Source organism: Kribbella sp. NPDC059898, from assembly GCF_042730855.1.
GTDB lineage: Bacteria > Actinomycetota > Actinomycetes > Propionibacteriales > Kribbellaceae > Kribbella.
On the sequence record NZ_JBHWKR010000015.1, the window covers coordinates 146,489 to 165,910 of the forward strand.

The window sequence follows — 19,422 nt, forward strand, 5'->3', positions numbered from 1 at the left end:
CTGGGGGCCTGTCAGGATGAGGCATGCCTGAGTCGTTGGAGGATCTGGTCGAGCTGCTCGACCTGGAGAAGATCGACGTCGACCTGTTCCGCGGCCGGCAGCCGCAGACGTCGATGCAGCGGGTGTTCGGCGGACAGGTGCTGGGTCAGGCGCTCGCCGCCGCGAGCCGCACGGTCGACGCGGAGCGGCTCGTGCACTCGCTGCACGGGTACTTCCTGCGCGCCGGTGACACGTCCGTACCGATCGTGTACCGCGCGGAGCCGACCCGCGACGGCGGCTCGTTCAGCAGCCGGCGGGTGGTCGCGTCCCAGCACGGGAAGCCGATCTTCTACATGTCCGCGTCGTTCCAGCGCCCGGAGCCCGGCCTCGACCACCAGGACCCGATGCCGGACGACGTCGTACCGCCCGAAGAGGCGCCTCGACTCGCCACGGTCCTGGAAGCACAGAGTGGACGGCCCGCCGCGGACTGGGATCGCGAGTGGGCGTCGCTCGACGTACGGCTGGCAGGTGTGACCGGTCGGCAGTTCTGGATCCGCGCGGCGGGGAAGCTGCCCGACGAGCCGGCGCTGCACGCCTGCGTACTGGCCTACGCGAGCGACCTGACGCTCCTCGGCGCCAGTCTCCTTCCGCACGGCATCGTGATCGGCGACCGCCGCATCCAGCCCGCGTCACTCGACCACGCGCTCTGGTTCCACCGCCCGTTCCGCGCCGACGAGTGGCTGCTGTACGACCAGGCCTCGCCGTCCGCGTCCGGTGCGCGCGGGTTCGCGACGGGCAGGCTCTACACGGTGGACGGCCGGCTGATCGCGTCCGTCGCGCAGGAGGGACTGATCCGTCCCGTCGGGCTGGATTCGGATCTGCTAACTTAGGAGTATGTCGCAGCGCGCTGTAGTCACGACGACGCCGGAGTACGTCCCGGCGCGCTGACACCTGACTGTCTGACGAAGCCCCGGGGCGAGTGCCCCGGGGCTTCGTCGTTCCCGTGGTCCCTCGCCCCATCTCAACGAGGAGACCACCATGTACGACCACCGCAAGCTCGGCCGCGAGCTCGGCCTGTTCGACTCCGACCCGCTGATCGGCGCGGGCCTGCCCTACTGGCTGCCGGCCGGAGCCGCCGTACGCCGGGCACTCGAGAGCTACATCGCCGAAGTGGAACGAAGAGCCGGCTACCAGCAGGTGTACTCGCCGGTGCTGGCGAAGAAGGAGCTGTACGAGATCTCCGGCCACTGGGAGAAGTACCACGACGACATGTACCCGCCGATGGACATCGGCGGCGGCGAGGAGCTGATCCTGCGGCCGAGCATCTGCCCGCACCACGCGCTGATGTACCGCTCCCGCGCGCACAGCTACCGCGAACTGCCGCTGCGGATGTCCGAGCTCGGCGGGCAGTACCGCGCCGAGCTGTCCGGCGCGATCGGCGGGCTCAGCCGGGTCCGCGCGATGCAGCTGAACGACGCGCACATCTTCTGCCGCCTCGACCAGGTCGCCTCCGAAGCGGCGTCGGCGCTGCGGCTGATCAACCAGGCGTACGCGGACATGGGCATCGCCGCGTCGCGCTACGTCCTCGCGTTGCCGTCGCAGGATGCCGAGTTCAACAGCCCGTCGAGCAAGTACGTCGGGGACGCGGCGAGCTGGGCGCACGCGGCCGCATTGCTGCGGGACGTGCTGGAGGACGCGGGCGTCGAGTACTTCGACGCACCCGGCGACGCGGCGTTCTACGGGCCGAAGATCGACATCCAGATGATGGATTCGGCCGGCCGGGAGTTCAGCCTGTCGACCGTCCAGATCGACTTCCACCAGCCGGCCGCGTTCGGGCTCGAGTACATCGGTGCCGACGGCAACAAACACCGGCCGGTGATGGTGCACCGGGCGATCGTCGGCAGCATCGAGCGGGCGATGGCGCAGCTGATCGAGGTGCACGGCGGCGCGTTCCCGGCCTGGCTCGCGCCGGTGCAGGTCGTCGTACTGCCGATCTCGGACGACGAGGAGAAGGCCGCCGCGGGGGTCGCCCGGCGGGCGTCGGACCGCGGTCTGCGGGTGGAGATCGCGCACGCCGACGAGGGCAGCCTCGGGGCACGGATCCGGGAGAACCGGCTGGCGCCGTACCAGGCAGTCATCGGCGCCCGCGAGGCCGAGGCCGGCGCGTTGGCGATCCGCGAACGCGACGGCAGCCGGTGGGACCCGGCTCCGATCGGGCAGGTGCTGGATCGGATCCGGCGAGCGGCGGATCCCCAGGCCATCGCAATCGCCGAGGAGGAGGCGGTGTGAGCGTGACCGCCGGCGGCGGAGCGCGGTTGTGATGGCCTGGCGATTCAGCTCTCCCGGAGCTGACCGATCAGGTGCGTCACGTCGTGCGACTCGTCGTACAGCGCGAAGTCGGTGGTCTTGCCGTTCTGCTGGTAGCCGAACTGGGTGCGGGACGGGAGCAGCAACGGTTTGCGGAAGTCCACGCGGACCGTGAACGCGTCCGGCAGCGCGCCGGCCCGCTGGACGGAGGCGAGCGCGGCGGCCTTGGCCCACATTCCGTGCGCGATCTGGCGCGGGAACCCGAACGCCTGCGCGGTGAGCTTGAACAGGTGGATCGGGTTCCGGTCGCCGGACGCGGCGGCGTACCGGCGGCCGAGGTTGCCGCGCAGGTCCCACCAGGCGGTCGCGCCGAGGACCGGATCCGGCAGCAGGTCCGCGTGCGCGTCCGGCGTACCGGAGGAGCGGCTGAGCAACGTGGTGAGGTCGCTCCACACCAGCTCGTGGTCGACGAAGACCTCGCTGATCACGTCGAACACGGTGCCCTTCGGATGCGGGCGTTCCGGCGTACTGTGCACGCGGATCGAAGGCTCCGCGTGCAGCGGGATCGGCTGCTTCTGGGTGATCGTGTTGGACAGGTGCACGATCCCCATCGGCTTGTACGGGAACGAGGGGTCGGACATCAGGTCCAGGTGCAACGGGAACGCCAGCACATGCGGGTACGTCGGGGGCAGCGCCGGCCCGGCCTGGAACCCGGTGACCTCCCGGTACGCCGTCAGGTGGTCCTGGTCGACCGCCGACCGCGGCAGCTCGAGCGTGAGGCCGTCCTCGGTTGGCTCGTAGTCGGCGCGGCGCAGCGTCGCCTTGACGGTCCGCGCGTACAGCGAGCCGAGGCCGGGGGAGTCGTCGTACCGGCGGGTCGGCATCAGGCCCCCAGCAGGCTCTGGCCGCAGACGCGGACGACGTTGCCGGTCACGCCCGCGGACGCCGGGTCGGCGAACCAGGCGATCGTCTCGGCCACGTCGATCGGCAGCCCGCCCTGCTGCAACGAGTTCAGCCGGCGGCCGACCTCGCGGATCGCGAACGGGATCTTCGCGGTCATCTCGGTCTCGATGAACCCGGGCGCGACCGCGTTGATCCGGATCTGCCGGTCCGCGAGCACCGGCGCGAGTGCCTGCACCAGCCCGATCACGCCGGCCTTGGAGGTCGCGTAGTTCGTCTGGCCGTTGTTGCCGGCGATCCCGGCCATCGACGAGACGCCGACGATCGACCCGCCGTCACGGAGCGCGCCGGACTCGACGAGGTGCTTGGTGATCCGCTCGGGTGCGCGCAGGTTCACGTCGAGGACGGCGTCCCAGGCGTCGGTCCGCATGTTCACCAGCCGCCGGTCGCGGGTGATGCCGGCGTTGTGGACGACGATGTCGAGGCCGCCGTGCTGCTCCTGCGCGTGCGCCGCGATCCGCTGCGCCGCGTCGACCGAGGTCACGTCGAGGAGCAGCTCGGTACCGCCGATCTTCGAGATCACCTTGCGCAGCGGGTCCGCGTTCTGCGGTACGTCGACGCCGATCACGGTCGCGCCGTCGCGGGCCAGGGTGTTCGCGATCGCCGCGCCGATACCACGGGCCGCGCCGGTGACGAGCGCCGTACGTCCGGCCAGCGGGCGCTGCGGATCGTTGCTCACCAGCGGGCCGGTGCCGATCCGGGCGACCTGCCCGTCGACGTACGCCGACTTGGGGGACAGGAAGAAGCGGAGCGTGGAGTCGAGTTGCTCGTGCGCGTCCGGGGCGACGTACACGAGGTTGACCGTGGCGCCGCGCTTCACCTCCTTGCCGAGGCTGCGGGTGAAGCCTTCGAGGGCGCGCTGCGCGATGTGCTGCTCGGTGGTGGGGCTGAGTTCCGGCGTACGGCCGGCGACGATCACCCGGCCCGCCGGGGCGAGCTGGCGGATGACGGGGGAGAAGAACCGCTGCAGGCTGGACAGGTCCGCGGTCGAGGTCGCGCCGGTCGCGTCGAAGACCAGCGCCTTCGGGCGGATCTCGCTGGACGCGACGCCTTCGGTCGCCGTACTGAAGCCGGCGCCGATGTCGCGCAGCAGGGCCTGGATCGCCTTGCCGGCGTCGGACTCGCCGATCGCACCGAAGACGACCGGCCCGTCGATCACCGGCGCGCCGTCGGTCCAGCGCGGCAGCGGCAGCGGGTCGGGCAGACCCAGGTTCTTCACCAGCGTCTTGCCGAGCGGCGTCCGGGTGAAGGTCTGGTAGCGATCCGTCATCTCAGCTCCTACTTCTCGAGGATGGCGACGACACCCTGGCCACCCGCGGCGCAGATCGAGATCAGCCCGCGGCCGCCGCCGTTCTCGTCCAGTTGCTTCGCCAGCGCGGCGACGATCCGCCCGCCGGTCGCCGCGAACGGGTGCCCCGCGGCCAGCGAGCTCCCGTTCACGTTCAGCTTGTCCCGATCGATCTCCCCGAGCGGCGCGTCGAGACCCAGCCGTTCCTTGCAGAAGATCGGGTCCTCCCACGCCTTCAGGGTGGACAGTACCTGGGAGGCGAACGCCTCGTGGATCTCGTAGTAGTCGAAGTCCTGCAGTGTGAGACCGGCACGCTGCAGCATCCGCGGTACGGCGTACGCGGGGGCCATCAGCAGGCCCTCGGCGCCCTTCACGTAGTCGACCGCCGCGGTCTGCGAGTGGGTCAGGTACGCGAGCGGGCGGAGGCCGTGCTGCTCGGCCCACTCGTCGGTGGAGAGCAGGACGGTCGACGCGCCGTCGGTCAGCGGGGTCGAGTTGCCCGCGGTCATCGTCGCGGTCTCGCCGTTGCCGAACACCGGCTTCAGCTTGGCCAGCTTCTCGAGCGTGGTGTCGGGTCTCAGGTTCTGGTCCTTCTCGAGCCCGAGGTACGGCGTGATCAGGTCCTGCTGGAAACCCCGGTCGTACGCCTTCGCCAGGTTGAGGTGGGAGCGGTACGCGAGCTCGTCCTGCGCCTCGCGGGTGATGCCCCACTCCAGCGCGGTCAGCGCGGCGTGGTCACCCATCGACTTCCCGGTCCGCGGCTCGGCGTTCCGCGGGATCTCCGGTACGACGTCCTTCGGGCGGACCCGGGCGAGCACCTTCAGCCGGTCCGGGTACGTCTTCGCGCGGTTCAGGTCGAGCAGGACGTTGCGCAGGTGGTCGTTGACGCTCAGCGGCGCGTCGGACGCGGTGTCGACGCCGCCGGCGATGCCCGCCTCGAGCTGGCCGAGCGCGATCTTGTTGCCGACCAGGATCGCCGCCTCCAGCCCGGTACCGCAGGCCTGCTGGATGTCGTACGCCGGGGTCGTCGGCGCGAGCTTCGACCCGAGCACCACCTCGCGGACCATGTTCCAGTCCCGGGCGTGCTTGAGGACCGCACCGGCGACCACCTCGCCGACCTCCTGCCCGCCGAGGCCGGCCCGGTCGACCAGCCCGTTCAGCGCGGCGGTGAGCATGTCGGAGTTGGAGGCGTGCCGGTACGTCTTGTCCTGCCGGGCGAACGGGATCCGGTTCCCGGCCACCACGGCCACCTTGCGCGGTTCGGTCACGATGTCTCTCCTGCTCTGGCTCTCGCGGAGCGGGTCTTGGTTGTCAGGGCTTTCTGTCCCACCGCGGTTGCCAGCGTCGCGGTGATCGCGGTCGACCGGACGGTGCCGACATCGGCATGATGCACTACGGGATGCCCGGGCCCGCTGCCCGACACGATCAGACCGACCCTTGCCATGTGCAACGATCCGAGGGTCTGCGTGTACAGGTGGTTGGCCAGGTACGCGGTGTCGACCTCGTCGAAGACGCCGGTCCGCTGGCCGGCCTTCAGGATCGCGGCGATCCGGTCCAGCGGCGCGGCCATCGCCGTACCGAGTTTGACCATCACCGGCTCGGTGATCTCGCCGAACAGCTCCTCGCCGGTCCTGCGCAGCAGACTCATCGCGCAGTCGGTGAACGCCGGGTAGCCGAGACAGAAGTCCACGAACGTCTCACTCAGCGCCTTGAGCCGGTTGAGCGGAGTTCTTCTCGGGCTGTCATTTTCTTGCAGGCGCTCTTCGAGTTCCTGGAGGTAGTCGACGAGCGTCAGCGCGAACAGTTCCTCCTTGCCGGCGAAGTGCCGGTAGATGAGAGCCTTGTTGATCCCGACCCGCTTGGCGATATCGTCGATCTGGGCGTCGATCGTGCCGCGCTCGTCGAAGATCTCCCGGGTGGCGCGGATGATGTCCCGCTCGCGGTCGCGCCGACGCTCCGCCGTGGTCCGGCGGCGTCCGATCGCGAGCAGCGCGGAGCTCATGAACCGATCTTAGCCACAGCGGTACCCGTTGGTGCAAACGACAGTTACACTCATCGGTAACATCTCCGCTTTTGTGAGGACCTGATGAGCGACTCTGTTGTGTCCGCAGACGTGATGACGCTGGCCGGTGAACTCGGCGCCGAGCGCTCGAGGCCGGGCTGGAGCCCCTTCTCCCTCGCGCTGAACGAGGAGCAGAAGGAGATCCGCGACTGGGCCCACACCTTCGCCGCCGACGTCATCCGCCCGGCCGCCGCCGAGTGGGACGAGCGCGAGGAGACCCCGTGGCCGGTCATCCAGGAGGCCGCCAAGATCGGTCTGTACGGCCTCGACGCCAACATCAACCTGTTCGTCGACCCGTCCGGCCTGCTGATGCCGCTCGTCCACGAGGAGCTGTTCTGGGGCGACGCCGGCATCGGCATGTCGCTGAAGGGCACCGGCCTCGCCTCGTCGGCGATCTTCTCGAACGGTACGCCGGAACAGTGGAGCCAGTGGATGCCTCGCTGCTACGGCACACCTGACGACGTACGCGTCGCCGCCTTCTGCTCCTCCGAACCCGGCGCCGGCTCCGACGTCTCGGCGATCCGCACCCGCGCCGTTTTCGACGAGGCTTCCGGCGAATGGGTCATCAACGGCCAGAAGGCCTGGGCCACGAACGGCGGCATCGCCGACATCCACGTGGTCGTCGCCACGGTCGACCCGTCGCTCGGTACGAAGGGCCAGGCCGCGTTCGTCGTACCGCGCACCGAGGTCCACGGCCTCCAGCAGGGGACGAAGCTGCGCAAGCACGGCCTGCGCGCGTCACACACCGCGGACGTCTTCTTCGACAACGTCCGCATCCCCGCCGCCAACGTCCTCGGCGGCAAGGAAAAGCTCGACGCACGCCTCGCCCGCGCCCGCGAAGCCGCCGCCGCTCGCGCCTCCTCCGACATCTCCTCCGGCGCCGACGCGGCCCGCTCCGCCGGCCGGAACGCCTCGATGGCCACCTTCGAAATGACCCGCCACATCGTCGGCGCCCAGGCCATCGGCATCGCCCGCGCGGCGTACGAAGTAGCCCTCGAATACGCCAAGACCCGCGAACAGTTCGGCCGCCCGATCATCGACAACCAGGGCATCGCCTTCAAACTCGCCGACATGGCCATGGAGATCGACGCCGCCCGCCTCCTCGTCTGGCGCGCCGCCAACATGTCCGCCGCCCTCATGCGCGGCGAAACCCCCGACTACCGCCACGGCGAAGGCTCCATGGCCAAACTCAAAGCCGGCGAAGTAGCCGTCAAGGTCACCGAAGAAGCCATCCAAATCCTCGGCGGCAACGGCTACACCCGCGAATACCCCGTAGAACGCATGCACCGAGACGCCAAGATCTACACCATCTTCGAAGGCACCAGCGAAATCCAACGCCTGGTCATCGCCCGAGCCATCTCCGGCATGCGCATCAGGTGATGTAGCCCCCCGCGTGCTCCGCAGGGACTCCGGTCGCTCCGCTCCCTCCCGCCCCTGCTACGCGCGCTCCCACCCACCCACCGGCTAGCGCCGGCAACTTCTTCCGGCTCGCGCCGGGCTGTTGCCGGCTCCCGCCGGCGATTTGCCCGCTGCCGCGGGCGTGTTGCGGGCTGCCGCCCGCGGGCGAGTGCTTGGCCGGCGCCCGTGGGTGAACGTACAGGTGGTGACGGGCAACTGGGGTTCATCCCCCCGGCGTGCTCCGCAGGGACTCCGGTCGCTCCGCTCCCTCCCGCCCCTGCTCCGCGCGCTCCCACCCACCCTCCGGCTAGCGCCGGCTTCCTGCCCGCTGCCGTGGGCGAGTTGCGGGCTGCCGCCCGCGAGCGATTGCCGGGCGCTACCGGACGCAGCAGATGACGTCCATCCGAGCTCCGTCCCGCACGCGTCCGACGGATCGTCTCGCCTGCAGGATCGGGCTCGTCCGACAGTTGGTTCGCCTCGCAATCGACATGTCCCCAAGCGGAGCGGCGCCCTTCGTCAACCAGGTGGATCCTGTTGCTCTGACGGGTCATTGACCGGTCCGCGGCGACGCTGCCTGGACCAACCGGCAGGCGAGGTCTATCGCAGGAGCATCTGCCGCACCAATACCGCTACTTCCCGAGGTGTGTGCTGACCGGTGCTGATCCGGACCGCTCGGTAGCCAGCGGCACTGAGACGCTCGTATGCCTCCTTGTAGTAGCGGACCTCGGCTGCCGTGCTGTTGGACTGACGCTGCAATCGATTGTGCGGACCTCTAGCCGCAAGCCGTTTGCCGATCACGCTCGGATCGGCGCTCAAGATGACGGCCAGATGCGGCCGATCAGCCAACGCGTTCACGTTCCACAGGAAATCAGGATCGATCCCGTCGAGTCGCTGCATGACAAGGGCCGACGGGATGTAGCGATCGCAAGGACCAGGCGTCCTGCCTCGAGGCTCGGGCGGACCTCGGACTGCAGGTGGTGGTATCGATCCGCGGCGTACAGGCACGCAAGGGCGGGGCCGGTGACAGTGTCGGTGAGGTCGTGGGCGAGACGGCCGATCGGGCCGCGCGAGGGTTCGGCGGTGAGGTGGACAGGGACGTTGTCGGCTCTGAGGAGCTGAGCGAGGTGGGTGATGGTGGTGGTTTTGCCCACGCCGGACGGGCCGTCGATGGTGATGAAGAGTCCGGCGCGAGGTTCAGAAGAGGGTCGCGGCAGGGTCATCGGCAGCGTCCGTGGTGCTCTTGTTGGGTGCGGTGTTCAGCAGTTCGGCGAGCGTGAGCGGTTCGCGGCCGGGAGGTGTTGCCAGGTGGACGAAGAGCCTCGCGCACACGATGGCGTCGTAGGTTGCGCGGTGCGGCGCGAGGTCGGGGGAGAGGCCCTTGGCTAGATCGAGTGCGTCGACCAGGGCGCCGAGTTTGTACGAGTCGCGGCCGGGCAGCAGCCTCCGGGCGAGCTTTAGCGTGTCCAGAACCTGCTTGGGTTGGTAGCCCTGAAGTTCGCGGCTGACGACGCCGAGGTCAATGCCGGCGTTGTGTGCGACGAACACCATGCTGTCCAGCGCGGTGCGCAGTTCGGCGTCGATGTCGGTGACCGTTGGCGCGTCGGCAACTTGCTCGTCGGTGATCCTGTGGAAGCGTCGGGCCATTGCAGTGATCGGCCGCGGTGGGCGGACCAGCCAGCTCCTCGCTTGGCCGATTGAGCCGTTCTTGATCGCGACGATCGAGATTTCAACAAGGTCAGGGGGTTGCTGTCCGTTGCCTTCAACGTCGACCACGGCGTAGTCGAACGCCGACCATGGGCTGTTTGATTCAGCCATTGGTCGTCGCCTCCCATCCGATGTCTGCGCGGCCGTGCCGGTTGAGGTGGTGCGGGTGCCCGGCATCGTGGACCTGGAATGCGAACGCGTGCTGCAGGAAGTATCGGGGCTGCTCCGATGCCAGCCCGTCGACCTGTACTGCGCGGCCGGTGATGTCGAGCACCTCCAAGTCTGCCGCCTCCGGCAGCTCAGCTGCTGCATCCAGGAACGCGCGCGTCGTCGGGACTTTATGGGCGTCGGCGCATAGCTTCAGTTGGGCCAGGGGGCAGATGTCGCACAATTCGCGGATCCCGTAGTGTCCGTTGTAGTCCGGCAGCCCGTGTGCGTAGGAGACGGCACAAGATGTCTTACGGAACAAGGGTGACGCGCCGTCGGGTCGGGCTGCGAAGGCGTCGATGACGCGGCGATCGAGGGCTTCGGGCACGATCTTGCGTCGCGCGGTTCCCTCGTATGGTTCGGGGATCCCGTTGGCCTTGTAGTACTCGGCGATCTGCTCGCGGTAGAACAGGCCAGTGAACACCGTGGCGTCCGCGGAAGCTGACAGCTCGATGGCCCGCTGCAGGTGGTCGTCGGTGTCATTTAGGCCCGGTACGAGCGGACGCCAGTACAGGATGGTCCGATAGCGACGTGGCTGTTGGGCCGAGCCGTAGGCGGTCGCACGGCGAAGGGAAGCGGCGGCTACGGAGCTCGGATAGGGCTCCACGCGGCGGTCTTCGATGCCGGAGTAGGTGAACAGCAGCGTCAGTTTGAGGTTCTTCAACGCGTTCAGCCGGGCGCAGTCGGAGTCACGAACGACCGCGCGTGTGATGACAAGTACGTGGTTCGTGAGCCCCCGGGCGTCGAGGTCTTCGAGTACTGCGAAGAGGTGGTCGCGTACGCCGGCGAGGAACGGATCGGTGGACCTGTTGAAGATCTGTAGCGGCGTCTTGTGCGGCCTGAAGTACCGGTGCTTGACCAGTTGCTCGACTGCTTCGGCATCGGTCATGAGCGCCGCCGGTGTGTCGGCGTCCCACAGGCCGTAGGTATGACGGATGCAGTAGGCGCACCCGAGCGGGCAGCCCTGCACGTGGTTCAGCGACAGTCCGGACTTGCGGTACTCGACAACCTCTTGAGCGCGCTCGGGTAGTGCGGCAACGGTCTCGGCAGACAGCAGTGGAACGAACGTGGTCATTCGGACCTCCGTAAGGGGCGGCAAGGGTGGAACGGCGGACCGGCGCAGATACAGGGATCGACACGCCGGCCCGCCGGAATTGGGGAGCCTTGGGCCTGCGATCAGTCCGCAGACTCAGCTCGAGGGCAGGCTTGGTGGCGAGGGACGCCGGAACTCCTCGATGGGGCTCCGGGCCTCCGAAGGAGCGGGCGTGAGGCACTCGCGATCGCGGATGGGCGCGCAGAGCAACCGGCGTCCGGGTAGGCCTCGGATGCGCAGCCGGATCACGTTGGCGTACTGCTCAGCCAAGGCAGCAGGTGCGATGTGTTCCTCGATCAGATAGTCGGCGAGCCAGAGTTGCACCCGCCAAATCTCGTGTTTCACCGGCGCTCGGCGATCGGTTCGTCGCTGACTCGCAGGCTCGGAAATCGTCGCCGCATGGCAGCGGCGTACTGGCTGGCCGTGTGTTCGCTGCCATCGAATCTCGTGATGACCGTGTCGCCGAACCACACCCGGATCCGACGTCGAGCGCAGATCTTGGACGGGGTCATCGGTCCATCACATCCCGGACGATGTCGGCAACCATGGCGATGGCTGCCGCACCGGTGACGGCAATCAACATCCACATCTCTGCAATCACTCTGAGTCACATCCTCAGTCGCCTTTGACTATCTGGTGTAGATCAGTAGCTCTGAGTAGCTACGGTGACTGGTGTGCCTCGCTGACAGCTATCCCCTTTGGGGATATGACTTCACAGGACGGCTCGTACGGGCAGTCATGATGTGCGTACTGTCGGATACGATTTCCTCCTGACTCCGGGACTTTGAGCTAGGACTTCTATGCGCGATGAGGCGGCAGAGGCGATCAGGCTTCCCCCGTCGTTCTGGCGCGCGGCAGCCGTGCAACGGTCGCTTCATGAGCGCGACATTGGTGGTCTGTTCCGCGAAGCTGGCGCTAGGGGAATCAGCCAGACGCGAATCGGGACGGCCGCCGGTTTCAGCCAAGGCAGGGTCAGTGAGATAGTCCGGGGTACCCGGAGAGTGTCGCGCCTCAATGTGCTGGAGCGCATCGCTGACGGGCTCTTGATGCCCGAGCGTGAGCGGGAACTTCTCGGCTTGGCACCGCGACATCGGGACGAGGTACCCCGGCACGAGGTGGAGCGCGGGGGTGATGGGACAGGTGATGACGACGTGGAGCGCAAGCAGTTCTTGCGAGTAGCGCTCGGAGCAGGTGCTGGGATCGCTTCAGCGCGGTACATCTCCATTGACGATCACGCCTCCTCAGACCTCCGATCGGCTCTCGCAGGACCAATCGCTCACTATCGGCGAATGGAACACGCAGTTCCGTCGGAACACCTCGCGACGGCCGTCGAGGCTCACTTGTCGCTGGCGCGAGTGACGGTGGATCAGAGCCTTCGAACCAGCGGCGGGTACAGCGTGCTCGCCGAGATTGCAGGCATGACGGCATGGCTTGCGATGGATCGTGGCGAACCTGCCGCCGCTCGAACGCGCTACAACGAGGCGATCCGGCGTGCCGAACAAGCCGGCCACCCGCTGCTGACGGCCTACATGGTCGCGAGCCTCGGCCAGTTCGAAACTGAGTCTGGCAACGCGCGAGTCGGGCTCCAACACGTCGCCCATGCCGAGGCCCTCCTCGACCGCTCGGCCCCTGATGCGGCGCGCGCGTGGCTCTCATCGGTCCGTGCAGTTACCGCTGGAAAGCTGCAGGACCAGAAAGCAACTCTGGCTGCACTGAAGCTCGCGGACACGCTGACGGACCATCCGAAAGGTGAGCCGGTGTGGCCCTGGGTCTTCCAGTTCGATCGCGGCAAGCTCGCCTCAGCTCGTGCCGTCGCTCTCGGCCGACTGGGTGATATCGAAGGCGCCCGGAGCGCGTTCCGGGAGGCAGATCCGCATCTCACCGGCCCGAAACCCCGCGCTCTGGCAGTGATCGACCATGCCCGTGTCCTGGTCGCTGCCGGACGCGTCGACGAGGGCTGTGCCGCTCTCCAAGCCGCACTTCGCACGGGCCAGCGCCTCGGCAGCAGGCGGATCGTGAATCAAGTTGAGATGTTCATCGAGAACCTACCGCCCGGCAGCAGCGAGGTTCGCTCGCTGACTCGGGCGCTGAAAGGGGAGGTTTAGTGCTGCACCTCGCAGTCTCCGGTCATCGTGGGTTGTCCGAATCAACAGAGGCCTGGATCGCAGACCAGCTTCGGCGAACTGTCGAGTCCAAAGGGGCAACCGACCTCGTCGGAATCTCATGTCTCGCGGACGGCGCCGACGCGCTCTTCGCCCGGACAATCCTCGACCTCGGCGGTCGCCTGATCGCGGTCATCCCGGCCACCACTTACCGCGACGGCCTGCCGGCCTCGTATCACCCGACCTACGATGCACTCCTGTCTGCGGCCTCTGAAACAATCGCCTTGGACCGCGCAGTCTCTGACTCTGACGCACACATGGACGCGAGTCTTCGCATGCTCGACCGAGCCGACGAGTTGATCGCCGTCTGGGACGGCCAAGCGGCCCGAGGCTACGGCGGAACCGCCGACGTCGTCCAAGCAGCACGCGACAAAGACCTACCGGTGACAGTCGTCTGGCCGACCGGAGTCACGCGCGACTGACCGGCGGTTCACGTATCCCAGCCTCGGAGGCGGCGCCGCGTCGACGACGCAGGCGAACGTATCAGTACCAAGTCGGGCCTCGACCCGAACACCGGCTCCGCAGCTGACAGCAGGAAACCCGCCGTCTGCTTCCGCGGCCGATACCGCCGTTCATCGCGAGGACCGGTCGAAAAGAGCCCGCCGGCCGGACCTGCTCAGTCCGGCGATCAGGCGCATCCGCGCGCGCGAAAGTGCCCCGCGGAGTGTCGCCTTCGCATGCTGAAGCTCGGCAACTTGATGCTGCAACCGGGCGACCTCTGCCACCAGCACGCCCACGCTTTCGGCTTCGATCGCCTCCGCTGCCCGGACCCGTCGGCGGCTTCTCCAATGGCGGAGACGGCACCGATCTGAGCAGAAGCGTTGATCGGATTTGGCCGCGCTGTAGGTGTCGCTACACTGCTCGCAGACGTGTTGGCGCGCAGTCAAATCACGCCCGAACGGCGCTGAGAAGTCATCCATATATGCTCAACGTCCGCCGCCCGAACATGCCGCATTTCTCGTTGCAGGTAGCCGAAACGCCTCGAATGCAAGAAGTGTGACGGTGGTGCTGTCCTCATTTCGGCGGGTTGAGCGTGCCTTCGAGGCGCGGACCGTCTGGCGAGCTGTTGATGCTTCACCCATAGGTCAGGCGCCCATGACGCGGAGCTTGATGGCAGCAGCGTGGAGGCACCTGGCCCAGCTGGATCACGAGACGCGCCCGTTGCTCCGAGGGGCTATGGACGGAAGAAGGCCGAAGCATCTGCGCTAGGTATCGAGCTGCGCGGGGATGCGTCTATCTTCTCCCCTGATCCGGATGCACTGACGTCTCTCTGGCCGGGTTCAGTGTCGGCGGCTCCACGACGCTGAAGTCCTACACGGCGTACCAAGAGGAGCGGTCCCAGCTCGCCGCAAAAGCCCTCATCATCCGCATGCCTTCTCGGCCGAAGCTGCCAGGGGCCCTGCGTCCAGGGTGCCACGCATGGCTCTTCTCCTGCCTGATGTTGATGCTGCCGATCTGGAACCGTACCGTCGCATCGCTGCCGACCTGCGTGGCGCGATATCCAGCGGCTTCATTGCGCCAGGCATGCCTCCATCGACTACGAGGGCGCTAGCCGAACGCGACGGCGTCGCAGTGAGCACAGCGCACCGCGCCGTGGCGCTCCTGATCGAGGCGGGACTCGTCAAGGCATCCCGCGGGGTACGGGTGACGGGTGCGGTTGCAAAGGATGCGGAATCTCAGCAGGTACGACAGGCGCGTCCTAGTACGACGTTGCGTCCCTAGGAGATGGCGCTTCCGCCTGAAGGCTTATCCGACCCACTTACAAGTCGGAGACCGTAGTCAGCGCTGTCGATGGCTCGGAGAGCTTCGTCTGGATCGACTGGCTCGCCGTGGATCGCCCTATTGGCAACCTTTACGGCGTATCGGAGTGAGCCGGCCGCGTCTTCCGAAAGCGCACCCAGCTGCGCGGCCGCGCCGATCAGTTGGCCTGCACCCATCCGTTCCCCTAGCTCGGGATGCGATGCTCGTATGGTCAGCTCGAGGTGACGCCGCATCAGAGCCAGACCGTTCCAGACCTCACCCCGGAGGATCTGCTCGCGCGCCGTGCTGAGCTCGTCGATCGAGAGCTGTGATGCTGCGGGTGTCGCCGGCGCCTCGCCTGCTTCTGCAGGTGGTTCGGTCCCGATGAACGTTGTTAGCCTCGAAAATGCTCGGAGAGTTCTGCCGCGCACGTCGTCGTTGGTTACAACGTCGCTGACCCGCACTGCTCCGATGTCATCGAAGAGGTACCGTCCCAGTGTCTCGATGTCAGCAGAGTTCACCGCACTCAGCTGGGCAGCATCGGTCAGCCTGGCGCGGTCCTGCCGCCGCCGTCGAGCAGCCACCACTCGACTCGCCGATTGGACGACAATCGACACGAGTCCAGCAGCGGCGGCCGCGGTCGATACTAGAGTCGCCCATTCAGTCATCTGTCGACTGCTCCCTTGCTTCGTACAGCCTAAGGAATGGTTGCACTCGGATTGCCTCGCTAAGCAATTCCTGGGCGATCACATACTCACGATAGATCCGGCGAATCCGTTGATATGTGAAGACGCCGGTGGCTAGCACGAGTACAGCACCGATGGCCCCTCCAATGACCGGCCGCCAGTCCGCGCCGTCTTTGTGCTGGAGAGCTGCAGCCAGGACAGCAACCAGCAGTGAAGCACCAGCGCCGACCACAGCTTTGGCTGCCGTCGCCAGGTATTCGTAGCGCCACAGATATAGCTGCTTGAGGTCGGCCTGAGGATCGGAGAGCTCAGCACGCGCCAGCACCAGGATGTCCCGTACTTCGATGTCCCGCACGCTTGCCCCCCGTCGCTTCTCCCAGCAGAGATATCGTCCGAGCGACGCTGGCGTTACGAGGCGTCGGCGAATCGATTGTGGATGGCAACGCGGATCGCCGCAAAGGAAGTCGCTGATCGGGACCGATGCCAGGGGCGTGGAGCGACCTGACGTCCTCTCCATATGCAAGATCGACCCGCGCCTTCGACAGGCCTTGATGTGCCAGTTCCGCGAAGGCTCGCGGGGGCGCAGAGCAGGCGGGCGTGGCACGCCTGCAGCGATCTCTCGAGTCGCCCAAGCCGATGCCTGATGCAGTAACGCGTAGGGTTCGAGTCGCGATGAGCTCACTGTCGACCCACTGCGACAGTACGGGGGCCAGCGGACGACTGAATTGAGCAGGTCGGGAGCCAACCGACAACCACAGAAGCACGGCGCGCGGACCGCGCAGGACCGCGTCATCGTCGACCGTCGGTTCCAGCCCCAGGCCTCGCCGCTTGTGGATGTGTAGACGACCGGCGGCGTCCGAGCGGCCTTCGGTTTAGGAAACCGCGGGACCCGTCGACACGATCCCTTCAGGCGGGTGAGTGACGCTAGTCGCGCGCCGAGTTGGGTCACTGTGCGCTTCCGACATGGCGGCGGGACGGCCGCATGACTCTCCGCGGTCCTCGACAAACTGCGCAGCACCTGTATCGTTTGAACGAACACGAAGCGTGACGCCGGGGGGCGGAAGTGCAACAACAATTCGAAGCCGACGAGGTATGTCAGGCTCTGGGGGTCGGTGCTGTGATGTACCGCGGCACGGGCAGTTTTGGTGAGACGTGGCGCGCCGATTTCGACGAGCAGGATGCAGCGTACAAGATCATTTACAAGGATGGTTATGACCTACAGCGGCTGAGTCGAGAGGTCGCGAGTTATCGTCGGATCGACCATCCCAACGTTGTCGCATTGCTCGATATTCGCCAGGCTCATATCCGAGGCGTTGATCGCCCAGTCATGGTATTCGAGTACATCGATGGTTGCGATCTCTCGGACGTGGTCGCTGATGTTCGGCCGAGTGCAGCAGAATTGCGCGCGCTTGCGAGCGGCCTTCTTGCTGGCGTTTCGGCGATGCACGCGGCTGATCTATTGCATCGTGATCTGAAACCGGCGAATGTCGCTCTGCGAGGAGGTAACTATGGTAATCCAGTCATCCTAGACCTAGGCCTCGCGAAATTGTTGGATGTCGAGACGATTACCACCTACCCGACGCTGGTGGGGACAACGCTCTACATGGCGCCTGAACAGTTGCGCCAGGAGCGCGCCCTGCGCGCGAGCGACCTGTGGGCTGTTGGGGAGCTTCTGTTTGAAGCGGCCGTCGGAAGCCATCCATTCTTCCGGCCAGGTGAATCCCTAACGATCGGAGAGGCGATGAAGCGGCTGTCCGCACCTCCGGAGATGCCATCGACATTACCGCCGGATGTGGCCATCCTTATAGTTCGGTGCCTCTCCGATCCGCCCTATCGTCGCGGCACGGTTGCGAAAGCTCTAAGTCTGCTGGCTGGAGGATAAGCATGCCCAATGAAGATGACATTCTTGAGCTATTGGTAGATTCTCTCGACCTCGATCCTACGGATGCCACGGCAGTCGATGAGGACCTCGACGAGGACGCTGACGAGGAGCTCGAGGAGGAGTTGACGGCAGGCCTAGAGGAGGAACTGGATGACCCAGTGGAAGCTGCATTGCGCCGTGGGGCTCCGTTGCTCTTACTTCACAAGAGTCACCAGCACTCGAGCGTCTTACCGCAGGTCGCAGACGATATTCTGCGTCGTCATGGGGGAGCGCTCCAACTGGGCACAATCGCCCCAATGCCGCGAATGAGTCCGACGAGCATTGAGGCGTACTTTGATCGGATGTCCACTGCGCCGGTTCGGATTGCCGACCCTGAATGCTTCGCTCGCGACGACTCTTTTGGATCGAGTTTGGCCGCCCAGCGTGACGGAAAGCCATATGTCGGCTCGACGTCGAAACATTGGTCCTACTTTACCGATGTTCAAAAGAACGGCCACACCGAAACTTGGGTGCGTGACGTGCTCGATGCTCAGCGATCGTGCGGTGCAACAGTGCTGTTGACTCCGGGCCTTTGGGGCGATCCAGCGACCGCTAAGTACGCTATCGCAACGATGCGGCAGCATGCCGAGTGGTCACGACGTGCGCTGGACGCCGATGAAAAGCTGGCAGTAAACGTTACAATTCCCGCCAGTTGGCTCACAACTGGCGCGCTGCGGGATCGCTTGCTTGATGAAATCGTGGACATGGACGAACAGGTCTTTTACCTGCGCGTCCGATGGCCGCTGCTGGGGCAGCCCTACGGCCAGTTGATCGATCGCACGATCCTTGACGGCTATCTTGAACTGGCTGCCGTCTTCGATGACAACGACAAGGTACTAATCCTTCCAAATACGGGTCTCACTGGATGGGTGGGCGCCGCTTGCGGTGCACATGGGTTCTCTACTGGCATAGGGTCGGGAGAGCGGGCGTTCGCCGACACCCGAGTGATCAAGATCAATACGAAGCCGCGGCCAGCCCCGACCCGTCGCGTCTTCGCCCACTCACTTCTTCACGTCGTCGACGTGACGACTGCGGAACAAGTTGACTCCCTGACTGCCGATCGGTGTCACTGCCGATTCTGTCGTGCACAGAGACGTCTCCCGGCGGGGCAATGGGACAAGGCGCTGGCCGGTGCGCACTACCTGCGGCGAGTGGGGGATATGACTGCAGGCATTGCCACGAATCCCAGGGGCCGGCGGGTCGCTGCACGCCGTGCCACCCGGGATGCCCGGCGCATCGTCGGCGACGTGAGCGCCAGGTTGCCGTTGGTGGGAGCGAACGAGCCCAAGCACCTGGAGTTATGGGCAGATCTGCTGCGTTAGTGCCCCGAGCGGAACGACGTCCGGGGGTCAACGCCTGAGGACGTCGTCAGATGTCGCCCAAAGACATGGCGGACCTCTCCGGATCGGCGGCCGGCGAGGTCCAGCTCCATCACCCGTTCCGCTACGACGGCGCTCGCAAGGCGTGAGACCCTGCTTCGCCTGCGGGCGGACGATTGCTTCTTCACACCTGGCGAGGCGTGGCTCACGGTTAGGAGCCCGACGCCTGCGAAATCAAAGGCTTGGCGAGCTTTTCGGAGATCGGAGCCGCTATCACGGTCGAGTGCGACGTAGGTCCTCTCGGCGAACTCTGTGTACGCGACGGCTTGAGAGAGTGCCTTTCGCCAATCACGCCTCTTAAGCTCCACGGCCAGCATATCGCTCCCTGGCATTCGGTACGGAGTGGTAGCCATCCACCGACCGTCAACCCGAACGACCCACCCCGCATCGACTAGTCGTGGCAGTACCTGTCCGCGCAGATGCGGTGCTGTAACTGCCGTCCTCTCCGTGATCGCACGTGCAGCGACCGGCGTGTCCGTCTCGCTGCTGGCGCCCATGTCGGTGAGTGCAATCATGGTTGCAACCGCTGTGACGTC

General features: G+C 66.3%; 17 protein-coding genes and 1 pseudogene. 8 read left to right on the top strand and 10 right to left on the bottom strand.

Annotation, left to right across the window (positions count from 1 at the left end):
• Positions 1-23: 23 nt before the first annotated feature.
• Together ACFV9C_RS35885 and thrS are read left to right on the top strand one after the other, a co-directional pair.
• The gene (locus ACFV9C_RS35885; protein WP_380200752.1) at positions 24-869 is read left to right on the top strand and encodes an acyl-CoA thioesterase; all 846 of its coding nucleotides are present in this window, start codon (positions 24-26) and stop codon (positions 867-869) included.
• 148 nt (positions 870-1,017) lie between these two features.
• Positions 1,018-2,268 carry a threonine--tRNA ligase gene (gene thrS, locus ACFV9C_RS35890; protein ID WP_380200754.1) on the top strand — a complete coding sequence of 417 codons (1,251 nt, stop codon included), beginning with the start codon at positions 1,018-1,020 and terminating at the stop codon, positions 2,266-2,268.
• Positions 2,269-2,312: 44 nt separating this feature from the next.
• Here thrS and ACFV9C_RS35895 read toward each other — a convergent pair whose 3' ends face one another.
• From ACFV9C_RS35895 to ACFV9C_RS35910, 4 genes are read right to left on the bottom strand one after another with little or no spacing between them, the layout of a single operon-like run.
• Positions 2,313-3,170, bottom strand: coding sequence for a MaoC/PaaZ C-terminal domain-containing protein (locus ACFV9C_RS35895; RefSeq protein WP_380200756.1), 858 nt, complete (start codon positions 3,168-3,170; stop codon positions 2,313-2,315).
• Entirely contained in the window at positions 3,170-4,516 is a 1,347-nt protein-coding gene (locus ACFV9C_RS35900) for a 3-oxoacyl-ACP reductase (protein ID WP_380200758.1), read from the bottom strand. Before ACFV9C_RS35900 ends, ACFV9C_RS35895 begins: the two co-directional genes overlap by 1 nt.
• Positions 4,517-4,524: 8 nt before the next feature.
• Positions 4,525-5,802 carry an acetyl-CoA C-acetyltransferase gene (locus tag ACFV9C_RS35905; protein WP_380200760.1) on the bottom strand — a complete coding sequence of 426 codons (1,278 nt, stop codon included), beginning with the start codon at positions 5,800-5,802 and terminating at the stop codon, positions 4,525-4,527.
• On the bottom strand, positions 5,799-6,536 hold the full coding sequence (locus ACFV9C_RS35910) for a TetR/AcrR family transcriptional regulator (protein WP_380200762.1): 738 nt from the start codon (positions 6,534-6,536) through the stop codon (positions 5,799-5,801). Before ACFV9C_RS35910 ends, ACFV9C_RS35905 begins: the two co-directional genes overlap by 4 nt.
• An 84-nt stretch (positions 6,537-6,620) precedes the next feature.
• Here ACFV9C_RS35910 and ACFV9C_RS35915 point away from each other — a divergent pair, with 84 nt between their 5' ends.
• The gene (locus tag ACFV9C_RS35915) at positions 6,621-7,976 is read left to right on the top strand and encodes an acyl-CoA dehydrogenase family protein (protein WP_380200764.1); all 1,356 of its coding nucleotides are present in this window, start codon (positions 6,621-6,623) and stop codon (positions 7,974-7,976) included.
• A gap of 615 nt (positions 7,977-8,591) precedes the next feature.
• On the opposite strand, the gene ACFV9C_RS35920 is transcribed toward ACFV9C_RS35915, so the two are convergent.
• The 4 genes from ACFV9C_RS35920 to ACFV9C_RS35935 are packed head-to-tail and all read right to left on the bottom strand — an operon-like array spanning position 8,592 to position 10,980.
• Positions 8,592-8,891 carry a hypothetical protein gene (locus ACFV9C_RS35920; RefSeq protein WP_380200766.1) on the bottom strand — a complete coding sequence of 100 codons (300 nt, stop codon included), beginning with the start codon at positions 8,889-8,891 and terminating at the stop codon, positions 8,592-8,594.
• Positions 8,846-9,214, bottom strand: a complete 369-nt coding sequence (locus ACFV9C_RS35925) for a dTMP kinase (protein ID WP_380200768.1) — start codon at positions 9,212-9,214, stop codon at positions 8,846-8,848. The genes ACFV9C_RS35920 and ACFV9C_RS35925 overlap by 46 nt, the downstream gene beginning before the upstream one ends.
• Positions 9,189-9,809, bottom strand: a complete 621-nt coding sequence (locus ACFV9C_RS35930) for an exonuclease domain-containing protein (RefSeq protein ID WP_380200770.1) — start codon at positions 9,807-9,809, stop codon at positions 9,189-9,191. The genes ACFV9C_RS35925 and ACFV9C_RS35930 overlap by 26 nt, the downstream gene beginning before the upstream one ends.
• Positions 9,802-10,980, bottom strand: coding sequence for a hypothetical protein (locus ACFV9C_RS35935; RefSeq protein ID WP_380200772.1), 1,179 nt, complete (start codon positions 10,978-10,980; stop codon positions 9,802-9,804). The genes ACFV9C_RS35930 and ACFV9C_RS35935 overlap by 8 nt, the downstream gene beginning before the upstream one ends.
• 818 nt (positions 10,981-11,798) lie before the next feature.
• Here ACFV9C_RS35935 and ACFV9C_RS35940 point away from each other — a divergent pair.
• The 3 genes and pseudogenes from ACFV9C_RS35940 to ACFV9C_RS35950 form a co-directional block, all read left to right on the top strand.
• Positions 11,799-12,059, top strand: a pseudogene (locus ACFV9C_RS35940) (helix-turn-helix domain-containing protein); the annotation flags it as partial.
• Between the two features lie 228 nt (positions 12,060-12,287).
• A complete protein-coding gene (locus ACFV9C_RS35945) occupies positions 12,288-13,103 on the top strand; it encodes a hypothetical protein (protein ID WP_380200876.1) in 816 nt (271 codons plus the stop codon).
• Entirely contained in the window at positions 13,103-13,582 is a 480-nt protein-coding gene (locus tag ACFV9C_RS35950) for a hypothetical protein (RefSeq protein WP_380200774.1), read from the top strand. Before ACFV9C_RS35945 ends, ACFV9C_RS35950 begins: the two co-directional genes overlap by 1 nt.
• A 1,296-nt stretch (positions 13,583-14,878) precedes the next feature.
• On the opposite strand, the gene ACFV9C_RS35955 is transcribed toward ACFV9C_RS35950, so the two are convergent.
• Positions 14,879-15,568: a hypothetical protein gene (locus ACFV9C_RS35955; protein WP_380200776.1), complete on the bottom strand. Its 690-nt coding sequence runs from the start codon at positions 15,566-15,568 to the stop codon at positions 14,879-14,881.
• The gene (locus ACFV9C_RS35960; protein ID WP_380200778.1) at positions 15,561-15,941 is read right to left on the bottom strand and encodes a hypothetical protein; all 381 of its coding nucleotides are present in this window, start codon (positions 15,939-15,941) and stop codon (positions 15,561-15,563) included. The genes ACFV9C_RS35955 and ACFV9C_RS35960 overlap by 8 nt, the downstream gene beginning before the upstream one ends.
• 708 nt (positions 15,942-16,649) lie before the next feature.
• Here ACFV9C_RS35960 and ACFV9C_RS35965 point away from each other — a divergent pair.
• A complete protein-coding gene (locus ACFV9C_RS35965; RefSeq protein ID WP_380200780.1) occupies positions 16,650-17,468 on the top strand; it encodes a serine/threonine-protein kinase in 819 nt (272 codons plus the stop codon).
• A 2-nt stretch (positions 17,469-17,470) separates the two neighbouring features.
• Entirely contained in the window at positions 17,471-18,829 is a 1,359-nt protein-coding gene (locus ACFV9C_RS35970) for a hypothetical protein (RefSeq protein ID WP_380200782.1), read from the top strand.
• Positions 18,830-19,422: the final 593 nt, after the last annotated feature.